Here is a 21,238-nt window from a genome sequence, read left to right on the forward strand (position 1 = left end):
GCTGTTGTATCAGAAGCACCCGCAGCATCATCAGTTGCAACACAAACAGTGACAACTAATGATAATTCAGCAACGCAAACGACCACGAATACAGTCAGTGAAGGATCAGTTTATGATCAGTTCATTAGTGCTGGTGGAACACAGTCATTGTGGACAAGCATCGTGATGCCTGAGTCAGGTGGAAATCCGAATGCCTCAAATGGAATCTATCACGGTTTGGGACAAACTAATCAAAGTTGGGGTTATGGTTCAGTTGCATCACAGACGGCTGGAATGATTAACTATGCTGTGACCCGCTATGGTTCAATTGACGCAGCGGTTGCCTTCCGTTTGTCAAACGGTTGGTGGTAAAAACTAGGTAGTAGAAGAGCAATTAAATTAAGCTGAAATGGATTTTAAATAAATTCGTTTCAGCTTTTTTTTGAATTTACATGCATGAAAACGCTGACAGTTGTATAATAAGATTATGATTGTATCTTATTGCACAAGATAAGGCGTTTTATTGAACTGACGAGCGATAAATGTCAAGAAAGTGTAGCGGATATATATATAAATTGTGAATTTTGGTCAAAGGCTACTAAAATAAGTTATTATTTATATATTGAAATAAGGAAAACCTACATGGAGTGAGGAATATAGATGAATATTTTAATGATTGAAGATAATACATCAGTATCAGAGATGATGGGCATGTTCTTTAAAAAAGAAGGCTGGGATGTAACTTTCTCTTATGATGGTAATGAAGCTGTTGCGACATTTAATGAAAAGCCAGAATTCTGGGATTTGATCATTTTGGATCTGAATCTGCCCGGCTTAGATGGAATGCAAGTGGCTGTTAAAATTCGAGAAATCACTAAAACAACTCCGATTATCATGCTAACAGCTCGCGATTCAGAGTCTGATCAAGTGCTTGGCCTTGAGATGGGGGCTGATGATTATGTAACAAAGCCATTTAGTCCAATCACCTTGATTGCACGAATTAAGGCCTTACATCGTCGCGCAGAAGTTTCGACTGGGGCAACCCCTAACGTACAAAATTCCGAGATTCATGAAGACTTTGATGTGATAACACGGACGTTCAAGTTGAATTCAAATACACGTGAAGCTTACTTGAATGAAAAGTTGATCAAGGATCTAACACCAAAGGAATTCGATCTGCTACGTGTGTTGGCAAATAAGCAACGTCAAGTCTTTTCACGTGAACAACTTTTGCAACTTGTTTGGGATTATGAGTATTTTGGTGACGAGCGGACGGTTGATGCGCACGTTAAAAAGCTACGACAAAAGATTGAAAAGGTTGGACCACAAGTGATTCAGACGGTCTGGGGTGTTGGTTACAAGTTTGACGACTCAAATGTAGTTGAAGAGTAGGTCTGCATGCAAATTAGAATAATAATTAGTTTTTCAATGGACGGGCTGCGTGATTTAACGCGGCCCATTTGGTGTTAATAATGAAATTGATGTATCAACAAATGCTGGCCTTTTTGACAGTAACGATTACCGCTTTGGCGATCGTGGGTGTATTGTTTACTCAATTTACAACGAAAATGGTTGAGGATAATGCCTATTCACAGTTGAATCGTTTTGCGATTGCTGTTGCAGAAGAAACAATGCGTTTTGAGGAGTCGGATGGCAGTTTTGCCTACTTCGAAACGACAGAACTGGATACGGATTCCTCATTGCTTAAAGTTCAAGGAATTGACTTTACACTGTACGGAGCTGATCAACAGGCAGTTTATCCACATAAGGGTAAGGTTGCAACGGCTAAGATTACAGATGCCGAATGGCAGAGCTTAAAAAATCATAAGATTATTCAAAAGCGGAGTGCAGATAGTGATAGTGCACGAACGTTAGATGTCATTAAGCCGTTTTTTGATAAAAATAATAAATTAATTGCGGTTGTAGTTGCAAGAGAGGCTACATCATCGGTCTCTGATAATTTGATCATGCTACGGAAGAATCTGTTGGTTGCCTTTTTGATTTCAACGTTGGCAGTGATCATGCTTAGTTTTATTTTCTCTAGGCTGATTGTTAATCGCTTACGATTGATTCAAATTGTCACGCGACGAGTGGCGGACGGCGATTATACAGCTCGAGTGCATTTGAAGGGACGCGATGAGATTGTTTCATTGGCGGATGACGTTAACACGATGACGCTATCATTGCGTAGTCAAGAAGACGAGATTGAAGCGCAAGAGGAACGTCGAAAAGAGTTTATGGCAAATGCAAGCCATGAAATGCGAACACCGCTGACAACAATCTCGGGTATTATTGAGGGGCTACAATACGATGTGATTCCTGACGATGATAAGCAACACTCGTACGATTTGATTAAAACAGAAGCAGATCGTTTGTCGCGACTGGTGAAGGATAATCTTGACTACGAGCGATTGCGACAAAATAAACTGGTCTTGAAAAAAGAACATTTTGATGCGGTTTCTTTGTTAGAGGGCTTATTGGATCAGTTACGCAGTAAGGCGGATTTGGCAGGTGACACGTTGAAGTTTGATGGTTACGGGCAAGTGATGACCTATGCTGATCGTGATCGCTTTATTCAAATTATCTTTAACATCGTCAATAACGCAATTCAATTTACTGAAAATGGTGTGATTACGGTAGATGCTTGGCGCGAGACTGATCGCTCAGTGTTCACGGTAGCTGATACTGGGATCGGTATGTCAGATGATCAAGTTTCCAAAATTTGGGAACGTTACTATAAAGCAGATGAATCACGGACCAAGCGTGGTGAAACCGGTCTAGGAATGGCGATCATTCGCCAACTGGTGGAAGTACACGATGGTACGATTCAAGTTGAATCAACGCTTGGCGTAGGGACAACCTTTACGGTTACTTTGCCTGATCGGCCACAACGATAGGTTAGACATGCAATATAGATGAACCAGCGGATAGAATTTTATTCGCTGGTTTTTACTTTGGATAAGAAATCCTTTCTTTTCTAAAAAAAATGAGATATAATTGGTCTATACCAAAACTAAAAAAAGAGGTTCTTAAAATGACAACGCTGACGTTTGATACTTCTAAACTGAATGATTTTGTGCGTGATTACGAATTAGGCATGATGCAACCAATGGTTGATACTGCAGATAAGATGTTACGCGAAGGAACTGGGGCTGGAACTGAATATAGTGACTGGCTACACCTTCCTTCAAATTATGATCGAGATGAGTTTGCACGAATTCAAAAAGCCGCTAAGAAGATTCAAGGTAATTCGAAGGTCTTAGTTGTGATTGGAATTGGTGGTTCTTATCTTGGAGCACGAGCAGCGATTGATTTTTTGAATGACTACTTTAGTAATTTATATCCCGAAGAGCAACGTGATTTTCCACAAGTGTTGTTTGCTGGAAATTCAATTTCACCACAGTATTTGAACTCATTGATTAAGGTGATTGGCGACCGTGATTTCTCGGTTAATATTATTTCAAAGTCAGGTACAACAACTGAGCCAGCAATTGCCTTCCGTGTCTTCAAGGAGATGTTAGAGAAGAAATATGGCACAGAGGGAGCACGTGAGCGGATTTATGCGACGACTGATGCAAAGCGTGGTGCATTGAAAACACTTGCTGATGAAGAAGGTTATGAAGAGTTTATTGTTCCTGATGGAGTTGGCGGTCGGTTCTCAGTTTTGACAGCTGTAGGATTATTGCCAATTGCTGCTTCGGGTGCCGATATCGAACAATTAATGGCTGGTGCTGCGGCTGGTGAAGTTGCATATGCCTCCGCCGATTTGTCAGAAAATATGGCTTACCAATATGCCGCCTATCGGAATATTTTGTACCGTAAGGGCTATACAACAGAATTGTTAATCAACTACGAACCAACACTAGTACAGTTTGGTGAATGGTGGAAGCAACTTCAAGGTGAATCAGAAGGTAAGGATGGCAAGGGTATTTTCCCGGCAACTGGTAACTTCTCAACTGATTTGCATTCATTTGGACAATACATCCAGGATGGTCGTCGAAACTTGTTCGAGACTTTGGTCCGAGTGACTGAGCCTGTTACAGATGTTGTGATCCCTGAGGCAGAAGCTGATGATGGTTTGGCTTATCTCGAAGGTAAAACAATGGGTTACGTTAATCGTCGTGCATCAGAAGGCACAATGCTAGCGCACGTTGATGGTGGAGTTCCAAATATGATTGTGGAACTTGATCAGCAAAACGAATTTGCGCTAGGGCAAATGATCTACTTCTTTGAGGCCGCAGTTGCAATTTCTGGTTATCTAAACGGAATTAATCCGTTTGATCAACCAGGTGTTGAGGGCTACAAGCGTAATATGTTTGGCTTGTTGGGGAAGCCTGGCTATGAAGCTTTGACCACTGAACTTGAGGCACGTTTGTAAAATATTAAGGGCCAGCTAGTTGATCGTATATTAACTAGCTGGTTTTTACCTGTAATAAAATAATGATTTTCAATGGGCAAGACTAGTCAGCCCTGCTTCATTCTGTTATTATTACTTGAAGAAGATAAATCATAGGAGAATTAGATTCATGGCTACTATTGGTATGAACGATTTAAAGACTGGTTTGACAATTTTGTACAACCAATCAATCTGGCGTGTTTTGGAATTCCAACACGTTAAGCCTGGTAAAGGTGCTGCCTTTGTACGTTCAAAGTTGAAGAACTTGCGTACTGGTGCAGTTAACGAAGTTACTTTCCGACCTGGTGACAAGTTTGAGACAGCAAATATTGCACAAACAAGCATGCAATATTTGTATGAAGATGCTGGTAACCACGTGTTTATGGATACAGAGACTTACGATCAAGTTGAGATTCCAGCCGATAAGATTCAAGATTCATTGAAGTTCTTGTTGGAGAACATGGAAGTTAAGATTACGACCTATGAAGGCGAAATCTTAGACGTTGAATTGCCCAAGACAGTTACCTTGACGGTTGCCGAGACGCAACCAGGAATTAAGGGTGCAACTGCTAATGGTGGTGGAAAGCCTGCAACTATGGAGACAGGATTGGTTATTACTGTACCTGACTTCATTAATGCTGGTGACAAGCTAATTGTTAACACAGACGATGGTGGATCATACACGTCACGTGCCTAGTAGCAACGAATGATTAAGAGGAGCGTCGACCGGCTACCGGCCGGCGCTCTTTGATTACAATGCTCTGTGGCAAGATACAAAGGATGGGAGAATATCAAAATGGCTGAAGAAACAATTGTTTTAAATCATGCAAGTGATATTGCAGGCGAAACACGGATTAATACACGTGTCCTTGAACTTATTGCAGCATTGGCAACTAGCGAAGTAGACGGTGTTGCACGTTTACGTGAATCATTAACTAATTGGGCACAAGAGGCATTGGGGCGCAAGGTTCATGGTAAAGGTGTTGAACTGAAGCAAACTGAACATGGACTAGAAGCGGATGTATTCGTGTTTATCAGTTATGGTGTCAGTGTGCCGAAGGTAGCACGCAAAATTCAAGAGCATGTTACAACGCAAATTGCAGCGATGACAGAACTTAACCTAGCAATGGTGAATGTTCATGTGCAAGGGATGGTATCAAACAAACCAACTTTGTCTGTTGATCCCAATAATTTGTTTGGCGAAACAACCGAGCAAAAAGGAGCAGAAGAATAATGGTAGAACTTAACCGGCATCAGATTCGGCAAGCCGCTTTTCAAACGTTGTTTGGTTTAGCTGCCAACCCTGACGCAAAGGCAGCGCAAGTTGCAGAACAAGTCCTAGCGGGTGATCCAGAGATTGCCTGGGAGGGAGCAGTTCCAGCCGATTTAATGGCGTTTGTTGATGGAGTAACTGCTCATCTTGATGAGCTTGATTTAACGATCAGCGAGTACCTACAGACAGGATGGACGATCGATCGAATTAGTCGAACTGACTTAGTATTGATGCGTTTGGCGATTTACGAGGCGAAGCATACTGATGTCGATCCTAAGATTGCAGTAAATGAAGCCATGGAACTAGCTAAGAGTTTTACTGACGACAAGGGACGTAAGTTTATTAACGGCGTATTAAACAAGGCCTTGACCTTTTAATACTGCTTGTGTATAATAATTAATTGTTAAAGAAACTAAGTAATGGCACCCGCCATTCACCTCAGATAACGATTGTGTTATCGGGTTAATAACATTTACTATTGATGTTAAATGGCGGGTTCACGTGTGTCGCGTGAATTCGCCATTATTTGTTTCAAGTTTTATCGGAGGTAAGGACCATAGCAAACGCGCGCCAACCACAACAACAACAAGATTTGATTAATGATCGTATCCGTGCTCACGAAGTTCGTTTGATTACTGAGGACGGCGATCGTGGCATTATGTCTAAGGCTGATGCCCAACAGATTGCTGACGAAGCAGAGTTGGATTTGGTCTTGGTCCAGGCAAATGCTAAGCCACCGGTTGCTAAGATTATGGACTATGGTAAGTTCAAGTTTGATAATCAAAAAAAGCAACGTGAGCAACGCAAGAATCAAAAGATTGTAAGTATCAAAGAGATTCGCTTGAGTCCAACGATTGATGACAATGATTTTAATACTAAAAAGAACAATGCAATTAAGTTCTTGGAAAAGGGTAATAAAATTAAGGTTTCAATTCGTTTCCGTGGGCGTGCTATCACGCACAAGGAAATCGGACGAGAGGTAATGGAACGCTTAGCAACAGATCTAGAAGAAATCGCAAAGGTTGAAGCTAGAGCTAAGATGGAGGGTCGCAGCATGTTTATGGTGCTTGCACCCAAAGAAACTAAGTAATTAATACAGTTTGGGAGGATATATCAATGCCAAAGTTTAAGACACACCGCGCTTCAGCAAAGCGTTTTAAGAAGACTGCCAATGGTGGTTTGAAGTCAGGAAATGCTTACACATCTCACCGTTTCCACGGTAAGACAAAGAAGCAACGTCGCCAATTGCGTGGAACTTCAATGATGAACCACACGACTTTGAAGACATACGTTCACATGATGAGCCGTTAATCTAAAATTAACGAGTCTAGAATTTACAAAAACGAATTATTGGAGGATTAACCCATGCGAGTAAAGGGTACTAATACTACACGCGCACGTCGCAAGAAAATGATCAAGTTGGCCAAGGGATACCGTGGACAACGTCATATTAACTATAAGGTTGCTAAGCAACAAGTTTGGAAGTCATGGTTCTACGCTTTCCGTGATCGTAAGACTACTAAGCGTAACTTCCGTAAGTTGTGGATTGCGCGTATTAACGCCGCTGCACGTATGAACGGTTTGTCATACTCACGCTTCATGAACGGTTTGTCATTGATGGGTTCAACTTTGAACCGTAAGATGTTGGCTGACTTGGCGATTTCTGATGCTGCTGCATTTGCTTCATTGGCAACTGCTGCAAAGAAGGCTTTGGCTGATAACAACCAAATCGTTCACGAAATCACTCCTGCAACTACTGAGAAGGAAATTACAATTAACGTTGCTTCTCCAAAGGCTGCAAAGAAGGCTTCATCTGTAAAGCCAACTGACAAGAACACTGTTGCTGAAATTAAGGCATACTTGTCAGAAAATGGAATTGAATTCTCAGCTTCTGCAAAGAAGGCCGAGCTATTGGCATTGGTATAATTTAAATCTATTTTGGAAACAGTCGCTTATGGCGGCTGTTTTTTTGTTTTAAAATAGCTGGCAAAGATAGCCGAGAGTTAAAAATGGAACGAAAGCAATGCGTTTTTGATTAATTAACAAGCTCCAGATCATGGCTGTCGAGCTTGCGATTAATAAACCGCTCATCATTGCGGGTATCCCGAAATAACAGAAGCCTAAATAAGCAATATCGATATCGCCATTACCAAGCCAGGCTTCGTGATTTAAAATGTTAATTAATGAAACTAGCAGATAGAGGAAAAAATAACTCCAATTAAATGATGACGACAAAATGTGCATTAGTAGAGCTGGAAAGAGGAGTGGGTAAGTAATCGATTGATCGTAGATGTCTTGAACAGATAAGATTATGACGGTCAGGAAGAAAACAAGGCAAGCTTGGGGCATAAAAAACCTCCGTATGATAGTAGGAGTCAAATGGAAGTATAATAGCGAAAAATTAATGAAAACAAGGAATGATACGCCCGGAATTGTGGTTTAAAGCTTTGCGATTAAATCAGCATTTATCTTCATGAAAAGACTTGCATTAAAAATATAAGGCTGTTATACTAATCTTTGTGCTTTTGGAGAGCAACTGTTCGTATGGTTCATACGACGTGCTGAACTGCGAACCTGAGCGCCAATCTAGCCACATACCGGTTATTAAATGATACACCTGGATATGTGGACTAAAATAAATTATAGAAAATTTGAAAGGAGACTCTTAGACAATGCCTACTATTAACCAATTGGTTCGTAAGCCTCGTAAGTCAAAGAGCACGAAGTCAAAGTCACCTGCTTTGAACTTCGGTTATAACTCACAATCAAAGAAGACGACTAGTTTGTCATCACCACAAAAGCGTGGTGTTGCAACTCGTGTCGGAACTATGACACCTAAGAAGCCTAATTCAGCTTTGCGTAAGTACGCCCGTGTACGTTTGTCAAACTTGATTGAAGTTACTGCATATATCCCTGGAATCGGTCACAACTTGCAAGAACACTCAGTTGTTCTTATCCGTGGTGGTCGTGTTAAGGATTTGCCTGGTGTACGTTACCACATCATTCGTGGTGCTTTGGATACAGCCGGTGTCGATGGACGTATGCAATCACGTTCAAAGTACGGTGCAAAGCGCCCTAAGAAGAAGTAATTAAGGGAGGACATTAAGAATGCCACGTAAGGGTTACACTAAGCAGGCTGAAGTTCTGCCTGATCCAATTTATAACTCAAAGCTAGTTTCACGTTTAATCAATCGCTTGATGCTTGATGGTAAGCGTGGAACTGCTTCAACAATCTTGTACGATGCTTTTGATCGTATCAAGGAATCTACTGGTCAAGAGCCATTGACAGTTTTCGAAGAGGCATTGAACAACATCATGCCTGTTTTGGAAGTACGCGCACGTCGTGTTGGTGGATCTAACTATCAAGTTCCAGTCGAAGTTCGTCCAGAGCGTCGTGTGACTTTGGGATTGCGCTGGTTGGTGCAATACTCACGTCAACGCGGTGAGCATACAATGAACGAGCGTTTGGCTAAGGAAATCATGGATGCAGCCAATAACACTGGTTCAGCTGTGAAGAAGCGTGAAGACACACATAAGATGGCTGAAGCCAACCGTGCCTTTGCACATTACCGTTGGTAATAAATTTAGTGGCTATTGCTTTGTTGCACTAGCCACTTTTCTGTAATATACGGTATAATTATTTGTAGCATAGTCTTTTTAGACTAAAATTTATTCAAGGAGACAATTCACATGGCTAACAAGCGTGAATACCCATTGAACCGTACTCGTAATATTGGTATCATGGCGCACATTGATGCAGGTAAGACAACTGCAACTGAGCGTATCTTGTACTATACGGGTAAGATTCACAAGATTGGTGAGACTCACGATGGTGCATCTCAAATGGACTTTATGGATCAAGAAAAGGAACGTGGAATCACGATCCAGTCAGCTGCAACTACTGCGGTTTGGCATGGTTTCCATGATCAGTTCGCTAAGGAACCAATCCGTATTAACATCATTGATACACCAGGACACGTGGACTTCACAATCGAAGTTGAGCGTTCATTGCGTGTTTTGGATGGTGCCGTAGCTGTTTTGGATGGTGCCGCTGGTGTTGAGCCTCAAACAGAAACTGTTTGGCGCCAAGCTGAAACATATGAAGTACCTCGTATCGTTTTCGTTAACAAGATGGACAAGATGGGTGCTGACTTCCAAATGTCAGTTGACTCATTGAAGTCTCGTTTGGACGCAAACGCAAAGGCTATTCAATGGCCAATCGGTGCCGAAGATGATTTCGAAGCAATTATTGATTTGATCACTAAAGAAGCTTTGTACCCCGTTGATGAATTGGGTGAGAAGTGGGAGCCACGCGCAATCCCTGCTGATTATGTCGAATTAGCTGAAGAAAAGTACAACGAATTGGTTGAAGCCATCGCTGATGTTGATGACGATATCATGGAGAAGTACTTGGGCGGAGAAGAGATCTCTCAAGAGGACTTGAAGGCTGCCATTCGTCGTGCAACGATTTCATTGCAATTCTATCCTGTATTAGCTGGTTCAGCTTACAAGGATAAGGGTGTGCAAATGATGTTGGATGCAGTTGTTAACTACTTGCCATCACCACTAGACGTTAAGCCTTATGTTGCTAACGATCCAGATACTGATGAAGAAGTTGACTTGATGGCAAATGATGAAGATCCATTTGCTGCCTTGGCCTTTAAGGTTATGACTGATCCTTTCGTTGGTCGTTTGACATTTATGCGTGTCTATACTGGTGTCTTGGAAGCCGGTTCATACGTTTTGAACACATCACGTAACAAGCGTGAGCGTGTTGGTCGTTTGCTACAAATGCACGCCACAAACCGTACTGAAATCGAAGAAGTATTCTCAGGTGATATCGCTGCTGCGATCGGTTTGAAGGATACAACTACTGGTGACTCTTTGACAGCAATCGAGCGTCCATTGATTTTGGAATCAATGGAGTTCCCAGAGCCAGTTATCCAATTGGCAATTGAGCCAAAGACGAAGGCTGATCAAGATAAGATGTCAACAGCTTTGCAAAAGTTGGCTGAAGAAGATCCTTCATTCCGTGCTGAGACTAACCCTGAAACTGGTGATACTTTGATTTCTGGTATGGGTGAGTTGCACTTGGATATCATCGTTGACCGTTTGCGTCGTGAGTTTAACGTTGATGCCACTGTTGGTGCTCCACAAGTTGCCTACCGTGAGGCGTTCACTAAGACTGTTCAAGCTCGTGGATACTTCAAGCGTCAATCTGGTGGTAAGGGTCAATATGGTGATGTTTGGATTGAATTCTCACCAAATGATGAAGGAGCTGGTTACGAATTTGAGGATGCCATCGTTGGTGGTGTCGTTCCTCGTGAGTACATCCCTTCAGTTGATGCTGGATTGAAAGACTCAATGAATGCTGGTCCTTTGGCTGGCTTCCCATTGGTTGACTTGAAGGCCAAGTTGTATGATGGATCATATCATGATGTCGATTCTTCTGAAGCTGCCTTTAAGATCGCTGCTTCATTAGCTTTGCGTGAGGCTGCCAAGACTGCTGGTGCAGTTATCTTGGAACCAATCATGAAGGTTGATATCGTTGTTCCTGAGGATAACTTAGGTGATGCAATGGGTCACGTTTCAGCTCGTCGTGGTTTGCTAGAAGGTCAAGAGCAACGCGGAAACGCAATGACAGTGCACGCTAAGGTGCCACTATCAGAAATGTTTGGATATGCAACTACTTTGCGTTCATCAACGCAAGGTCGTGGTACTTTCCAAATGTCATTCGATCACTATGAAGCCGTTCCAAAGAACGTGCAAGAAGAGATCGTTAAGAAGTATGGTCGTTCAGACGCTGAATAAGCTCTGAATAAAGATTATATTGTAAAAGACGGACTTCCCATTTTTTGAGAAGTCCGTCTTTTTTTATTTTGTAATGCAAGCGCTTTCCTTTGGCGAAATTTTGTTCTATACTAAAAACACGGAAGGCGGGTATGTGATGATGGCAGAATATTATATTCAACTGAATGAGAATGATGAAATTCCATTGGAATTTAACCCAGCATATTTTGCAGGGTTCAATGTGTACCACCGCTTGAATGTCAGTCAATCTCCAGACGAAGCATTAGGCTATAGTGAACGACAGGAAGCCGAAAAGGTTGCTGCACAATTGACGGAAGTAGGTTTTTCCGTGGAAATTAAGCAGTAGAGAAACAGCCGAGTTAATAACTTGGCTATTTTTTTGCAAAGATTCTAGTTCTTGCTTATTGAGAGCATACATCACTATGTTAATTTGAAGGATTATGTAAAAAATGGGCTGACAAGCGGAGTATTGCAGTCTTTATCGCTCAGAATTCACTTTATTTTGCTAGATAATGACTATATAATTAAAGTTACTGTTAAGAAAGGTGGTATCCGTGATTGACGCAGCCAATTATTGAATTTAAGCACGTCGCTAAAAGTTTTGGCGATACACTTGTTTTGAAAAATGTGGATCTCGAAATTGAGGCGGGTAAATTCTATACCCTATTAGGGCCTTCTGGTTCAGGAAAAACAACTATTCTCCGTTTGATTTCGGGAATGATTGATGCAACAGAAGGCGATATTATGTTTGCCGGACGGCGGATTAATGATGTTCCTGCGGAGAAACGCCCAGTGAATACGGTTTTCCAAAACTACGCGCTTTTTCCAAATATGAATGTTTTTGACAACGTTGCTTTTGGAATGTCGATTAAAGGGAAACCTAAAAATGAAATAACTGCAAAGGTCACGGAAATGCTCGGCTTGGTAAAGTTATCCGGCTTAGAAAATCGTGAGATCAGTGAGTTGTCTGGTGGACAACAGCAACGAGTCGCGATTGCGCGGGCTTTGGCAAATGAACCCCAGGTTCTTTTGCTGGATGAGCCGTTATCCGCACTTGATTATAAGTTACGTAAACAAATGCAATATGAATTACGTGAGATTCAGCAGCGACTGGGAATCACATTCATCTTCGTAACACATGATCAAGAAGAAGCCCTGGCAATGTCTGATTGGATCTTTTTAACAAATGACGGTGAGATCGCTCAAAATGGAACTCCTGTCGATATCTACGATGAACCAATTAATCGTTTTGTTGCAGACTTCATTGGTGAGTCAAATATTATCCCTGGGATCATGAAGGCAGACTATCTGGTTCATTTTGTCGGCAAGGATTTTGAAAATGTCGATGGTGGTATGCGCCCAAATGAGCCGGTTGAAGTTGTACTACGACCTGAGGATCTTGATTTAGTCGAGGTTAGCGCTGGAAAACTAGTAGTTACGATCGACGATCAGTCATTTAGAGGCGATTATTATGAAATTACAGCCCATGATGATGATCAAAATGAGTGGCAAGTTCAAGCGACCAATCCGGCTGTAATTGGTGAACGTCGTGGTCTTTTCTTCGACCCAGAAGATATTCATATTATGCGATTAAATGAATCGGAAGATGAATTTGACGCACGGCTAGAGAAGTACGAAGAGGAGACAGAGGACGATGACCAATAAACGTCTAACAAGTTATACCTTGCCGTATTACTTGTGGGTGATGCTATTTGTTATTGCCCCGTTGATTTTATTGCTGATTCAGAGTTTTAAAAACTTTAATGGCAACTTCACGATATCGAACTATATCAATTTCTTCGACTCATGGACCTATATTCGGATGACTTTGAATTCGTTATGGATTGCAGCGATCGTCACGGCGGTAACTTTGTTAATTTCTTATCCGATGGCGTATTTTTTGACACGCTTGAAAAATCGACAATTCTGGCTATTGTTGGTGATTTTGCCAACATGGGTTAACCTATTACTTAAAACGTATGCATTTATTGGGTTATTTGCTCAGAATGGTTCAGTGAATAATTTTCTTGCATTTATTGGGTTAGGACGACAGCAGCTACTCTTTACGAATACATCATTTATTTTAGTAGCGGCTTATATCCAAATTCCTTTTATGATTATGCCAATCTTTAATGCGTTAATTGACCTAAATCCGAGTTTGGTGAATGCCGCTCGTGATTTGGGAGCAAGCCCTTGGCAGACTCTCCGACGAGTTGTTTTCCCACTTACTTGGGGAGGCGTGCGCTCAGGAATTCAAGCTGTGTTCATTCCGACGCTATCACTTTTCATGATTACAAGATTGATTGGTGGAAACAAGGTGATTACCTTGGGAACGGCAGTTGAGGAACATTTCTTAGTAACTCAAAACTGGGGAATGGGTTCAACAATCGGAATTGTCTTGATTATTGCAATGGCCTTAACGATGTATGTAACCCGCGATCGAAAGAAGCGAGGTGATCGCTAATGCAAGTAGCAAAACAATCAAAGTGGGCAAACTCATATTTAGTCTTTGTTTTCATTTTAATGTACGCACCAATTTTTTATTTGATCTTTTATTCTTTCAACGCTGGCGATTACATGCACGACTTTTCGGGCTTCTCGCTGACACATTATGCAGCAATGTTTAGTGATTTACGTTTGATGGGAATTTTAGTGAATACTTTTATCATTGCGCTATTGTCGGCATTGCTTGCAACCTTGATTGGGACTTTCGGTGCGCTGGGTATTTATAATACTCGACAAAAGAATCTGAAGGTAACCCTTTTGTCTTTTAACAATGTTTTAATGGTTTCGCCAGATGTCATCATTGGGGCTTCCTTTTTGATTCTATTTACCTTGATCGGTATAAAACTAGGCTTTCTAACGGTCTTATTATCACATATTGCCTTCTCGGTACCAATTGTCGTACTGATGGTCTTGCCTCGTTTGGAGGAGATGGATCGTGATTTGATCACGGCAGCTCGTGACTTAGGTGCTAACAGTCAGCAAGTGTTAAGTCGGATCATTTTGCCATATGCTTGGCCTGGAATTCTAGCGGGTTTCTTTATGGCAATTACTTATTCGCTAGATGATTTTGCGGTAACCTTCTTTGTGACTGGATCGGATTTTTCAACCTTGTCTGTGGAAATCTATTCTCGAGCTAGAACAGGGATTGATTTGTCGATTAACGCACTTTCGGCGCTGATGTTTGTAATCTCATTGGTTCTGGTTGTTGTGTATTACTTCATCTCTGTAAGAGGGATTCGTAGTAAAAATACGGGGGTGATGCGATAATGCGACGCTTGAGTATTTTTTCAATAATCATTGCTGTGGTTGTAACGGCTTTGGCCATTATTAGTTTTCAATTGGGTCAAGCTCAACAACCGACGCGTAAGGCCTCGCGGACGAATAATGTATTAACTATTTATAACTGGGGTGAATACATTGATCCTAGTTTGATTAGTAAGTTCGAGAAGCAAACGGGCTATCAAGTTAATTACGTGACCTTTGATTCAAACGAAGCAATGTACACGAAAGTAAAGCAAGGCGGAACTGCTTATGATATTACGGTTCCGTCGGATTATATGGTCGATAAGATGCGGCAAGAAGGTTTACTGAACCGTTTGGATTTGAGCAAAATTCCAAATCTTAAATACTATGATCCACAGTATATGAACTTAGCCTTTGATCCGCATAATCAATATTCCTTACCATATTTCTGGGGAACCTTGGGGATTGCCTATAATGATCAAAAAGTTAAGGCGGATGAGGTCAAAACATGGAATGACTTGTGGTCAGATAAGTGGCATGGCAAGATCATGTTGACGGATTCATCACGTGATATGTTGGGCGTTGCCCTTGCATCGGATAACTTATCGGTGAATACTACGAGTAACATGGCGTTAAACGTGGCGGCTAAGAAGTTGATGGCTTTGGCGCCCAATACTCAGGCTATTTTGGCCGATGAAATCATGAATTACATGGTGAACGGTGAGAGTAGCGTGGCAGTGGTTTATTCCGGCCAAGCGAAGGAAATGGCTGATCAGAACTCGCACATTAAATACGTTATTCCTGAAGGTATTGGGAATATGTGGGTGGACAATCTAGTGATTCCTAAAACGGCGGCGAATAAGCCTGCTGCATATGCGTTCCTGAATTTCATGTCGGACCCTCGAAATGCAGCTCAAAATGCAGAATGGGTTGGTTATTCGACACCGAATAAGGGGGCTTTGAAATATCTACCAAAGTCCCTGACTCAGGATCAAGAATGGTATCCATCAGGAGATAAATTGAAGGGTAAAGAGGTTTATCGTAATTTATCACCTTATTGGACTCAGCAGTATAATGATCTATGGTTGCAGGTTAAAATGCATCAATAACATAAAAAACCGAACAAGCGTGTTCCTGATTTGACAGGAGCTCACTTATTCGGCTTTTTTTATTGTGCGTCGGCTGGTAGACTAACCGGTGCGTCAGTTACGACTTGAACTTCGGTAACTTTAATTGCAGTTTTGGGCTTATCGCTACTAGAAACAGCGACTTTTGCAATTTTGTCAACGACATCCATGCCATCGATAACCTGACCAAAGACAGTGTAATCACCATCCAAACCAGGGTTACCACCGTTTTTATAGGCGTTATAAATCTTGGTTGGATAAGCGCTTTTTTTAATATTTGCACGTTGATCAGCTGGATTTTGATTGATGAAAAACTGTGAACCATTCGAACTACTTTGCCCGGTATTTGCCATGGCGAGGGCGCCACGAATGTTATACAAAGACGATGAGATTTCATTCTTAAAGCCAGTACCGCTATCAACTTTAGAATTTTTCCCATTCCAAATTGACTTACCACCGGTACCGTCTCCCTTAGGATCGCCACCTTGAATCATAAAGCCTTCAATTACGCGATGGAAGGTTGTATTGTTGTAATACCCCTCTTTGGCAAGTGTAACAAAATTGGTTACAGCAAGCGGTGCATACGTGTTGAATAATTTGATCTTAATATCACCATCAGATGTCTTGATGATTACAAGACTTTCATCAGAAGAGACGCTATCTGAAAGCTGTGGTAATGCAAGCTTGTTGAGGGCGGCTTGTGACTTACCATCATTTTGACTTGCTGACAATTTGGAGCTTGTATCCGAATTGTTTGAGTCTGAAGTTGATGTATTTGGACGAGTTAGCGCGAAAATCACTAATCCAATGATCGCAATAGTGATTAAACTGAGCGCCCAGATTTGAACGGGGATTTTTTTCATAATAGCTCCTATGTTAAATGTTAATTTATAAATGCACGATGTAAGGTTTTCAGAAATAAATAAAAACCGAACAACTATCTAATTTTAACATAGGTAGTTGTTCGGTCTTTATTTAAAAACAAATTTATTTAAATCGCAAGATGTAATGATTTATTGAACAATCAAAACGTCGACTGATGCATTTTGGATCACAAAAGCGGTTACGGAACCAACCAGTAAACGTTCCAAAGCGTTTAATCCAGACTTGCCAAGCATAATCAATTCATTGTCATGATCTTCTGGGAAATCGCGGGCAATCACGGTCTTTGGTGATCCGAAACGAACGTGAATATCAACGTCGGTAACGCCTTCTTTACTAGCGAGATCCTTGTATTCAGCCAATTTCTCCTCAGCGTCTTGAACTAATTGATAAACCACATCACCTGAAATTGACATACCAGCAAGTCCTGAAAGTGAGTTTGTATCAATTACATAGAGAAGGTCGAGGCGGGTGTTATTACGAACAGCAACGGCCGACGCTTTTTTAACAATCCGCTTTGAGATGTCTGACCCATCGACGGGGGCCAAAATGTTCTTGTAGCTCATACTGTCTGTTGCCATGATAAAATACCGTCCTTTTCAAATCTGTCTAATACTTATATTATAACTCATGAAAAAATAAATGAAAGCGGTTTATATCGAACAGAAGATGAACATTGTCTGAAAATATTGTTATAATATTAAGTTATGTAAAACGTTGGTTGGCCACTTTGATCTTTTGGTGCAATTTGTTTCAGAAGTGGTTGACCTTGTTGAGAGTGGGAGGGTTATTATTTATGGCAGTTAAAAATGAAGGAAGCCAGCATCTTTGGCTTACAATGACGGCGTTGGGATTGTTTACATTTATGTCGACTTTAGATGCATCAATCGTCAATATTGCTTTACCGATTATTTCACGGGACTTATCAATCCCAATGAATCAAGCAACTTGGACGGTTGCGATATACTTGATTGTTATTTCTGGGCTTTTAACGTTCTTTGGTCGTTTAGGCGATCAGGTCGGAAAAATTCGGATCTTCAAATGGGGAACCTATATTTTTACGTTGGGCTCACTTTTTGCCGGATTTAATCTTGGGCTACCTTTTTTGCTTTTTGCACGGGTTGTTCAAGCGGTCGGCGCTTCAATGACTATGAGTAATTCGTTTGGAATTACAACAGATTTGGCACCAACGGCAATGCGCGCAAGGGCGATGTCCTTTATTGCACTTTTTGTATCAATGGGTTCAATCGCTGGACCAGCATTGGGCGGAATTATTCTACAATATTTGCCTTGGTCTTATATCTTTTGGATCAACGTTCCTGTCGGATTGTTAGCGATTTTGGCCGGATCGTATTTCTTTCCAAAGAGTCGCCCACGTATGCAGCACATTGAGATTGACTGGATTGGATCAGGCTTATTCTTTAGCTTAATCGTTGTGTTCTTCTTAGGTGTTAATCTAGCTCAAATCATTGGCTTTGCGGCACCACTGGCTTTGGTGCTTGATGCGGTATCATTGGCCTTACTTGTAGCCTTTATTAGTTGGGAACGGCGTGTGTCAGAACCATTATTGGATTTATCGATATTTAAGACATCTTTGTTCACACTTTCGTTGATTGCCTCCGTGTTGGTCTTTACAACGAACTTCTTTTCGAATGTGCTGTTGCCGTTTTATCTAGAGAATTTACGAGGCTTTTCGACTGGTAAGTCTGGACTTTATATGATGACGATTCCGGTTGCAATGTTAATTGGTGCACCAATTGCTGGAATTGTAGCGGATAAATTTGATCGAGAATATGTGACCTTGGTTGCACTAAGTGGACTTGTTGTTGCAATGTTTGGCTGGCGAGCTGTTGTTGGTGATTCACCAATGGTGTTTGTAGTCTTGATGATGGCTTTGGCTGGACTAGGAACTGCATTCTTCCAAACTCCTAATAACGCTTTAATTATGACGGCGGCACCGCAAAGTCAGCTCGGAGTTGCTGGGGCTTTGAATGCGTTGGCCCGTAACTTGGGGATGATTATTGGTACCTCAGCGGTGACGACGGCCTTGTACTTATCAATGAGTAACACGTTAGGTCATAATGTTGTATCTTATCCGGTGGGGCATGATGCGGTCTTCGTTGATGGAATGCATACGGCCTTTACTTTAGGTGCAGTGCTCGTGTTAGTTGCATGGGGAATTACTTTTGTTCGAGTATTAATGCGAATTAAGGCAAAACAATCAGAGAAAAAAGCATAGGCTTGTCAGTTATAATGAATGCTGATATAATATTCCTTATGCGATGAGTCGAGAGATTTCAATTTATTGAAATTTTATAGCCACCTCTTGTAAACGACCGCATGTCGGAGAGGGCAGTTGGTGTTTGTGGAAATACCGCTGCTGCAGATGACTACGATAAGGGTAACTTTATTGCTGTATGGTGACTGATGGGCAACCATCACCGGAGCTATTGCCGGTCTTACAATAGCATGCCAAATTAAAACCGTTAGATCTTTTGATCTAACGGTTTTTCTTATTTTGTGGATAATGAATGATATTACCATCATTTAGATATGATCTTGTTTCGAGAGTAAATGAGAATATGGAAGTCGATATCTAATGTTAATGAGATTAATCATATACTATTTACGGCGAATTTCGAGATTATAAAAATAACTATATCATTTTTCTTTCCTGTGGTTTATAATTACTATTGTAATAAATTATATATAGAGAGAGTACGCGAAATGGAAAAATTAATTCAGATTCGTATTGAAGACGATGTAAAGAAGCGTGTTGATGATGTTTTTCGTAGCGAAGGGCTATCATCGCAACAGGCAGTGAAGATGTTTTTGACGCAAGTTGCAAACACAGGACATTCGCCATTTGAAGGTATGTTTGGCCCTCGCAGTAAATAAAAATTAACTGGTGGGTTTTGATTTTGAATGTGAAATTAGGCAATTCAAGTCGCGACTTGAATGAATGTTGATGAGCGATTATATTTTAAGTTTTAGGTCTTTTCATTATAATAATGAGAAGACCTTTTTTATTTTGAAATTAAATGGCTTTCAAAGCCAGTAGGTTCTTTGTTATACTAAGCGTGAGCACTAATTGAAAGGGCTTAAAATATGAAAGAAATAAAATTTAAAAGAATGCACTTTTTACAGCGATTGATTATCAATGCGATTACTTTGTTGGCCTTGGCTGGCTTTTTCTCGCAAGGACTACATATTGATTCGATATTTACAGCATTTATGGCGGCGTTGATTTTAGGGGTGCTAAATGCGTTGGTTCGCCCGGTACTACAGCTTTTGGCGTTGCCATTAACAATCCTGACCTTTGGAATATTTGGCTTGATTGTGAATGGAGCGGTGCTTTGGATGACCGCAGCGCTGGTCGGAAGTGGTTTTAGATTTGCTTCCTTTGGTTGGGCAGTGTTGATTTCAATTGTTATGTGGTTAGTAAATCTGATTGTATCAAGCTTCCTAGCTCGTAATGATTAACTTCGAAATTCAATAAGAAGGAAAGAACATATGGCAAATTCAGTGATTACGGTACGTGATTTATTGGCGCGTACGCATCTTGACCTGTTAACGGGTGCGGAGTATTTGGACCGCCCAATTGTGACGCCTGATATTTCACGACCCGGTTTAGAGATGACAGGATATTTTAACTATTATGCTGGAGAACGAGTTCAGCTTTTGGGAATTACGGAAACGTCATTCATGGAGCGAATGAACCATGATGAATTGTTGATGGTTGCAAGAAAGATGATGACAGATCGTACACCTGTGATTGTGGTCTCAACTGGACGTAAATTAAAGCAAGAATTTATGGATGTTGCAGCTGAAGCGCACATTCCGGTTTTGACAACCGAATTAACTTCATCACGAATCCTTTCAAATATGACCTATTTCTTGGGTGGAGCCTTAGCCGAACGTGAGTCGGTCCACGGTGTACTAGTTGATATCTTTGGTTTGGGAGTCTTGATTACGGGTGACTCAGGCGTTGGAAAGTCTGAAACGGCATTAGAATTGATTCAGAGAGGTCACCGACTAATTGCTGATGATCGTGTGGACATTTATGCGCAGGATGAGGAACATTTGGTTGGGGAGGCTCCTGCAATTTTACGGAACTTAATGGAGTTGCGTGGTGTTGGAATCATTGATGTTTTGAATTTATTTGGTGCTGGGGCTGTTCGTTCCCATGCGACAGTATCTTTTAATTTACACTTGCAAAAGTGGGAGGACGGGCAGCAAATTGATCGATTGGGTAATGGTGAAGACGCATTAAATATTAATAACGTCGCATTACCACGTTTGGTACTGCCCGTACAAAGTGGACGGAATTTGGCGGTGTTGATCGAGACAGCTGCTAAAAATTTCCGAGCTAAGAAGATGGGTTTTGATGCAACTGAGACCTTCAACAAGAACTTAAATTCGTTAATTGCGGAGAATTCGGCAGAGGCTAAATAGTCCTTTTAATGAGATCTTCAAGATGGGTTTAGGCGGTCTATTTAAGAATGTCGTTATTAAATAGAA

The 21,238-nt window shown here is 41.2% G+C and carries 25 protein-coding genes and 1 pseudogene; 23 read left to right on the forward strand and 3 right to left on the reverse strand.

What is annotated here, in order from left to right; all coding sequences use genetic code 11:
- From ESZ50_RS11865 to ESZ50_RS11870, 11 genes and pseudogenes are all read left to right on the forward strand, one after another.
- Positions 1 to 351 (forward strand): aggregation-promoting factor C-terminal-like domain-containing protein (locus tag ESZ50_RS11865; RefSeq protein WP_484444111.1); only part of this gene is annotated, 351 nt, incomplete at its 5' end.
- 288 nt (positions 352 to 639) lie between these two features.
- The gene (locus tag ESZ50_RS10465; RefSeq protein ID WP_148623741.1) at positions 640 to 1,371 is read left to right on the forward strand and encodes a response regulator transcription factor; all 732 of its coding nucleotides are present in this window, start codon (positions 640 to 642) and stop codon (positions 1,369 to 1,371) included.
- An 80-nt stretch (positions 1,372 to 1,451) separates the two neighbouring features.
- A complete protein-coding gene (locus tag ESZ50_RS10470) occupies positions 1,452 to 2,876 on the forward strand; it encodes a sensor histidine kinase (protein ID WP_148623743.1) in 1,425 nt (474 codons plus the stop codon).
- 137 nt (positions 2,877 to 3,013) lie between these two features.
- Positions 3,014 to 4,357 (forward strand): glucose-6-phosphate isomerase, encoded by a 1,344-nt coding sequence (locus tag ESZ50_RS10475; RefSeq protein WP_148623745.1) that lies wholly within the window; start codon positions 3,014 to 3,016, stop codon positions 4,355 to 4,357.
- Between the two features lie 148 nt (positions 4,358 to 4,505).
- Complete coding sequence (gene efp, locus ESZ50_RS10480; RefSeq protein ID WP_148623747.1) at positions 4,506 to 5,072, forward strand: elongation factor P; 567 nt, start codon at positions 4,506 to 4,508, stop codon at positions 5,070 to 5,072.
- Positions 5,073 to 5,171: 99 nt separating this feature from the next.
- Positions 5,172 to 5,609, forward strand: a complete 438-nt coding sequence (locus tag ESZ50_RS10485) for an Asp23/Gls24 family envelope stress response protein (protein WP_148623749.1) — start codon at positions 5,172 to 5,174, stop codon at positions 5,607 to 5,609.
- Positions 5,609 to 6,025, forward strand: a complete 417-nt coding sequence (gene nusB / locus ESZ50_RS10490) for a transcription antitermination factor NusB (RefSeq protein WP_148623751.1) — start codon at positions 5,609 to 5,611, stop codon at positions 6,023 to 6,025. Before ESZ50_RS10485 ends, nusB begins: the two co-directional genes overlap by 1 nt.
- A 215-nt stretch (positions 6,026 to 6,240) precedes the next feature.
- Entirely contained in the window at positions 6,241 to 6,738 is a 498-nt protein-coding gene (infC, locus tag ESZ50_RS10495) for a translation initiation factor IF-3 (RefSeq protein ID WP_222860814.1), read from the forward strand.
- 26 nt (positions 6,739 to 6,764) lie between these two features.
- The gene (gene rpmI, locus ESZ50_RS10500; protein WP_148623753.1) at positions 6,765 to 6,959 is read left to right on the forward strand and encodes a 50S ribosomal protein L35; all 195 of its coding nucleotides are present in this window, start codon (positions 6,765 to 6,767) and stop codon (positions 6,957 to 6,959) included.
- Positions 6,960 to 7,013: 54 nt separating this feature from the next.
- Positions 7,014 to 7,427: pseudogene (rplT, locus tag ESZ50_RS10505) on the forward strand (50S ribosomal protein L20); the annotation flags it as partial.
- 69 nt (positions 7,428 to 7,496) lie between these two features.
- Positions 7,497 to 7,574 (forward strand): HeH/LEM domain-containing protein, encoded by a 78-nt coding sequence (locus tag ESZ50_RS11870; RefSeq protein ID WP_281282898.1) that lies wholly within the window; start codon positions 7,497 to 7,499, stop codon positions 7,572 to 7,574.
- A 48-nt stretch (positions 7,575 to 7,622) separates the two neighbouring features.
- On the opposite strand, the gene ESZ50_RS10510 is transcribed toward ESZ50_RS11870, so the two are convergent.
- Positions 7,623 to 7,997: an A24 family peptidase gene (locus ESZ50_RS10510; RefSeq protein ID WP_148623757.1), complete on the reverse strand. Its 375-nt coding sequence runs from the start codon at positions 7,995 to 7,997 to the stop codon at positions 7,623 to 7,625.
- Between the two features lie 323 nt (positions 7,998 to 8,320).
- Here ESZ50_RS10510 and rpsL point away from each other — a divergent pair, with 323 nt between their 5' ends.
- The 8 genes from rpsL (at position 8,321) to ESZ50_RS10550 (ending at position 15,817) form a co-directional block, all read left to right on the forward strand.
- Positions 8,321 to 8,737 carry a 30S ribosomal protein S12 gene (gene rpsL, locus ESZ50_RS10515; RefSeq protein WP_148623759.1) on the forward strand — a complete coding sequence of 139 codons (417 nt, stop codon included), beginning with the start codon at positions 8,321 to 8,323 and terminating at the stop codon, positions 8,735 to 8,737.
- 19 nt (positions 8,738 to 8,756) lie between these two features.
- Entirely contained in the window at positions 8,757 to 9,227 is a 471-nt protein-coding gene (rpsG, locus tag ESZ50_RS10520; protein WP_148623761.1) for a 30S ribosomal protein S7, read from the forward strand.
- 111 nt (positions 9,228 to 9,338) lie between these two features.
- Positions 9,339 to 11,459, forward strand: a complete 2,121-nt coding sequence (gene fusA / locus ESZ50_RS10525) for an elongation factor G (protein WP_148623763.1) — start codon at positions 9,339 to 9,341, stop codon at positions 11,457 to 11,459.
- Between the two features lie 136 nt (positions 11,460 to 11,595).
- The gene (locus ESZ50_RS10530; RefSeq protein ID WP_148623765.1) at positions 11,596 to 11,805 is read left to right on the forward strand and encodes a ribosomal protein L7/L12; all 210 of its coding nucleotides are present in this window, start codon (positions 11,596 to 11,598) and stop codon (positions 11,803 to 11,805) included.
- A 212-nt stretch (positions 11,806 to 12,017) separates the two neighbouring features.
- Entirely contained in the window at positions 12,018 to 13,124 is a 1,107-nt protein-coding gene (locus ESZ50_RS10535) for an ABC transporter ATP-binding protein (protein ID WP_148623767.1), read from the forward strand.
- Entirely contained in the window at positions 13,114 to 13,923 is an 810-nt protein-coding gene (locus ESZ50_RS10540) for an ABC transporter permease (RefSeq protein ID WP_148623769.1), read from the forward strand. The genes ESZ50_RS10535 and ESZ50_RS10540 overlap by 11 nt, the downstream gene beginning before the upstream one ends.
- Positions 13,923 to 14,732, forward strand: coding sequence for an ABC transporter permease (locus ESZ50_RS10545; protein WP_148623771.1), 810 nt, complete (start codon positions 13,923 to 13,925; stop codon positions 14,730 to 14,732). Before ESZ50_RS10540 ends, ESZ50_RS10545 begins: the two co-directional genes overlap by 1 nt.
- Complete coding sequence (locus ESZ50_RS10550; RefSeq protein ID WP_148623773.1) at positions 14,732 to 15,817, forward strand: ABC transporter substrate-binding protein; 1,086 nt, start codon at positions 14,732 to 14,734, stop codon at positions 15,815 to 15,817. Before ESZ50_RS10545 ends, ESZ50_RS10550 begins: the two co-directional genes overlap by 1 nt.
- A 59-nt stretch (positions 15,818 to 15,876) precedes the next feature.
- Here the strand turns inward: ESZ50_RS10550 and ESZ50_RS10555 are convergent, their stop codons facing one another.
- Together ESZ50_RS10555 and ESZ50_RS10560 are read right to left on the reverse strand one after the other, a co-directional pair.
- Entirely contained in the window at positions 15,877 to 16,698 is an 822-nt protein-coding gene (locus ESZ50_RS10555; protein ID WP_148623775.1) for a peptidylprolyl isomerase, read from the reverse strand.
- Positions 16,699 to 16,848: 150 nt separating this feature from the next.
- A complete protein-coding gene (locus ESZ50_RS10560) occupies positions 16,849 to 17,298 on the reverse strand; it encodes a universal stress protein (RefSeq protein ID WP_148623777.1) in 450 nt (149 codons plus the stop codon).
- A gap of 215 nt (positions 17,299 to 17,513) precedes the next feature.
- On the opposite strand from ESZ50_RS10560, the gene ESZ50_RS10565 reads away from it, so the two are divergent.
- From ESZ50_RS10565 to hprK, 4 genes are all read left to right on the forward strand, one after another.
- A complete protein-coding gene (locus tag ESZ50_RS10565) occupies positions 17,514 to 18,956 on the forward strand; it encodes an MFS transporter (protein WP_148623779.1) in 1,443 nt (480 codons plus the stop codon).
- A 488-nt stretch (positions 18,957 to 19,444) separates the two neighbouring features.
- Positions 19,445 to 19,615: a type II toxin-antitoxin system RelB/DinJ family antitoxin gene (locus ESZ50_RS10570; RefSeq protein ID WP_148623781.1), complete on the forward strand. Its 171-nt coding sequence runs from the start codon at positions 19,445 to 19,447 to the stop codon at positions 19,613 to 19,615.
- A 210-nt stretch (positions 19,616 to 19,825) separates the two neighbouring features.
- Entirely contained in the window at positions 19,826 to 20,200 is a 375-nt protein-coding gene (locus ESZ50_RS10575; RefSeq protein ID WP_187387627.1) for a phage holin family protein, read from the forward strand.
- 30 nt (positions 20,201 to 20,230) lie between these two features.
- The gene (gene hprK / locus ESZ50_RS10580) at positions 20,231 to 21,172 is read left to right on the forward strand and encodes an HPr(Ser) kinase/phosphatase (RefSeq protein ID WP_148623783.1); all 942 of its coding nucleotides are present in this window, start codon (positions 20,231 to 20,233) and stop codon (positions 21,170 to 21,172) included.
- Positions 21,173 to 21,238 lie beyond the last annotated feature (66 nt).

Origin of the sequence: Weissella muntiaci (assembly GCF_008107635.1) — a bacterium.
Taxonomy (GTDB): Bacteria; Bacillota; Bacilli; order Lactobacillales; family Lactobacillaceae; genus Weissella; species Weissella muntiaci.